Below are 3,616 nucleotides of genomic sequence, written 5' to 3' on the forward strand. Positions count from 1 at the left end.
CCAAGAAAAATTTTTAATGGTAAAACATCAAAAAATATTTATTTTGAAAATAAAAATGCAGCATAAATTCAATTATACTGCACTATAAAATTTTTATTATTTAATTTTGGACATTTCTAATTTCTACTTACAGCAACCTTTTTAAATACAATATTTATTTGTAAAAATCTACATTTTTTGATATAATATAATATAGCAAGAAATTTGAAAGGAAGTAATATGATAACTACAAGTAATTTAACTGTCCAATTTGGTGGAAGAAAATTATTCGAAGATGTAAATATAAAATTTACAGAAGGTAACTGTTATGGGATTATCGGTGCAAATGGTGCTGGTAAATCAACTTTTTTAAAAGTTTTAACTGGAGAAGTTGACTCTACTAACGGTGAAATAATAATAGATAAAAACAAAAGAATTTCATTTTTAAAACAAAATCACTTTGCATTTGAGGAAAATACTGTACTAGATGTTGTAATTATGGGGCATGAAAAACTTTATCAAATTATGCAAGAGAGAAATGAAATTTATTCAAAAACTGAATTTACTGATGAAGATGGGATTAAAATTTCTGAACTTGAAGGTGAATTTGCTGATTTAGATGGTTGGGAAGCTGAAACTAATGCTGAAAAACTATTAAATGGATTAGGTATTACACCTGATTTACATTATAAGCTAATGAAAGAATTAACTGAACCAGAAAAAGTTAAAGTTCTACTAGCTCAAAGTTTATTTGGTAATCCTGATATCCTTCTTTTAGATGAACCTACTAATGGACTTGATTTAAAAGCAGTAAATTGGCTAGAAAATTTTATTATGGAATTAGAAACTACTACTGTTTTAATAGTATCTCATGATAGACACTTTTTAAACAAAGTATGTACTCATATTGCAGATATAGATTATGGTAAGATTAAACTATTTGTTGGAAACTATAACTTCTGGTATGAATCATCTCAATTAATGCAAGAACTTTTAAGAAATCAAAATAAAAAAGTTGAACAAAAAAGAAAAGAGTTACAAGAATTTATCGCAAGATTCTCTGCTAATGCTTCAAAATCAAAACAAGCAACTAGTAGAAAGAAACAACTTGAAAAATTACAGCTTGAAGATATACAAGTTTCTAACAGAAAATATCCTTATGTTGATTTCAAACCTGAAAGAGAAGCTGGGAATAATATGTTAAAAGTTGAAAATTTATCAAAAACTATTGATGGTGAATTAGTATTAGATAATATTAGTTTTACTATTAATACTAATGATAAGGTTGCTATACTTTCAAGAAATGATATAGCAAAAACAACTCTTTTCCAAATTTTAGCTGGAGAATTAGAACCTGATAATGGTACTTTTGAATGGGGAATGACAACCAGTCAAAGTTATTTTCCTAAAGATAATTCTGAATATTTTGAAAATGTAGATCTTTCATTAATAGATTGGTTAAGACAATACTCTAAAGAACAACATGAAGAATATGTAAGAGGATTCTTAGGTCGTATGCTATTTTCTGGTGAAGAAGCAAAAAAAGAAGCAAAAGTTTTATCTGGAGGAGAAAAAGTTAGATGTATGTTAGCTAAAATGATGCTATCTGGAGCAAATGTATTATTACTAGATAACCCAACAGATCACTTAGATCTTGAGTCTATAACATCTTTAAATAAAGGTTTAACAAGATTTAATGGTACTATATTATTTACTACTCACGATCATGAGTTTATTCAAACAATTGCAAATAAAATAATCGAAATTACTCCTAAGGGATTAATTTATAAAGAAATGAGCTTCGATGAATATATCGAAGATGAAGAATTACAGGAACAAATCAATGATTTGTATAGATAAAAAAAAGGAGGAATGTTATGTATTCATTAGAAGATTTTAACAAAGATTTTGAACAAGTAAAAGAAACTTTAAAGGGTGTAGATGTAAACACTGGAATGGATTTAGTAAAATCTAATTTAGGTAATTTTACAGATAAATTAAATGGTTTATTTAATGAAAATCAAATCACAAAAGAAGAATTATCTACTTACTTAGAAAAAATTAAAGAATTTGCTAAACAATATCTAGGTGAAGAAGTTGTTAATGGAATTACTGCAAAATTAGAAGGAGCTTTAGGTTCAATTTTAAAAACTGCAAAAGTTGATTCATTATTAGATGCTGCTAAAGGATTATTTGGTAAAAAATAACAAAATATAGAGGTTAAAGTTTTCTTTAACCTCTTTTACAAAGGATAAAATATGGATATTAATAATATAAAAGCGTTTATTAAACTAATAGAGTTCGGTACTATTTCAAAAACAGCATCCGAACTTTTTATTACCCAATCTGCATTATCTAAAATAATAAACAAATTAGAAAATGAGTTAGATACTGTTCTACTTATTAGAACTAATAAAGGTGTCAGTTTAACTAAAGAAGGTCAAATCGTATATAATTATTTTAAAAAAATATTATTTATAGATGGAGAAATAAGAAAAGAATTAAAAGATATAAAGGAAAATGTAAAAAAATTAAAAATTGTAGCTGTACCTTCAGTTGCAAACTACTCTCTTCCTTGTGTTTTATATAATTTAAACAATAAATTTGAAAACATGAAATTTCCTTTATTTTTAAAAAATAGTTCTTCTAAGATAGTTTCAGATATTGCAGATGGTATAGTTGACATAGGTTTTGTTTCTAATTGTCAAAACTGTGAATTTTGGAAAATTAAATATACAAAAGCATATGATGAAAATATAATTTTAGTTGCTTCAAACGAAAATAAAATAAATAATGTTAGTTTAGATGAATTATCAAAATTTAACTATATTCAATATATTGGTGATGATACTATAAATGAAGCAATTGAAGAAGTTATACCTAACTATTCAGATTTCAATATTATTACTCAACTTGAATCAATAGAGGCAATAAAAAAATCTGTTTCTAGATCAAATTTTTTAGCATTTTTACCTTATTCTGCTGTTAAAACAGAATTATATAGAAAAGAACTAAAAAGTGTAGAAATTATAAATGTAAATATTATAAAAGAAATATTTATTGCTCGTAGATTTGAAAATAATGAAAAACACAAGGAAGTAATTAATTATATTGAAAAATTTATATTGGATACAATTTGTTAAAAAAGATAGTAATTATTATATTTATAATAAATACTATCGAGAGTATTGAAATAAGTCTGTAAATTCTTCAAATTTACTTTTTTATTCAAAAACTCTTATGATATTTAGTTTATAAACAATTCAATATATTATAGCTGTATTTTACAGCATGTCAATACAGAGGGTAAGGTTTTTTGACCAAACCCTCTTAATTTATTGGTAAATTTCTTTAAATTTCTATACGCTCTCTACCAAAATTAATAATTAATTCCATATAAATTTGTCCCCAATTTCTAATAGGTTGACTCCATTTTTTTGTAATAATTTCTGTTGCTAAATAAAGTGATTTAAATAATGATGTTTTACTTGGAAATACAACTCTTCCTTTATTTATTCTTTTATATGATGAATTTAATGATTCTATAGCATTTGTTGTATATACTATCTTTCTTAACTCTTCTCCATATGAAAACATAGGTGAAATATTTTCCCAATTATCATACCATCTATCCATA

At 24.8% G+C, this 3,616-nt stretch carries 4 protein-coding genes; 3 read left to right on the forward strand and 1 reads right to left on the reverse strand.

Going from position 1 to position 3,616, the window contains the following annotated elements:
• The first annotated feature begins 219 nt into the window (after positions 1 to 219).
• The 3 genes from AYC60_RS08080 to AYC60_RS08090 are packed head-to-tail and all read left to right on the forward strand — an operon-like array spanning position 220 to position 3,122.
• Positions 220 to 1,839 carry an ABC-F family ATP-binding cassette domain-containing protein gene (locus AYC60_RS08080; protein WP_067323408.1) on the forward strand — a complete coding sequence of 540 codons (1,620 nt, stop codon included), beginning with the start codon at positions 220 to 222 and terminating at the stop codon, positions 1,837 to 1,839.
• 17 nt (positions 1,840 to 1,856) lie between these two features.
• Entirely contained in the window at positions 1,857 to 2,186 is a 330-nt protein-coding gene (locus AYC60_RS08085) for a hypothetical protein (protein WP_067323410.1), read from the forward strand.
• A gap of 51 nt (positions 2,187 to 2,237) precedes the next feature.
• Positions 2,238 to 3,122 carry a LysR family transcriptional regulator gene (locus tag AYC60_RS08090; protein ID WP_067323412.1) on the forward strand — a complete coding sequence of 295 codons (885 nt, stop codon included), beginning with the start codon at positions 2,238 to 2,240 and terminating at the stop codon, positions 3,120 to 3,122.
• A gap of 208 nt (positions 3,123 to 3,330) precedes the next feature.
• Here the strand turns inward: AYC60_RS08090 and AYC60_RS08095 are convergent.
• On the reverse strand, positions 3,331 to 3,616 hold a 286-nt coding region (locus AYC60_RS08095; RefSeq protein ID WP_067323415.1), incomplete at its 5' end, for a transposase.

Source organism: Streptobacillus felis (assembly GCF_001559775.1).
Taxonomy (GTDB): Bacteria; Fusobacteriota; Fusobacteriia; order Fusobacteriales; family Leptotrichiaceae; genus Streptobacillus; species Streptobacillus felis.

Excerpts from the sequence above, each read along its gene's own strand:
- AYC60_RS08080 (WP_067323408.1), top strand. The coding sequence starts at position 220 with ATGATAACTACAAGTAATTTAACTGTCCAATTTGGTGGAAGAAAATTA.
- AYC60_RS08085 (WP_067323410.1), top strand. The coding sequence starts at position 1,857 with ATGTATTCATTAGAAGATTTTAACAAAGATTTTGAACAAGTAAAAGAA.
- AYC60_RS08090 (WP_067323412.1), top strand. The coding sequence starts at position 2,238 with ATGGATATTAATAATATAAAAGCGTTTATTAAACTAATAGAGTTCGGT.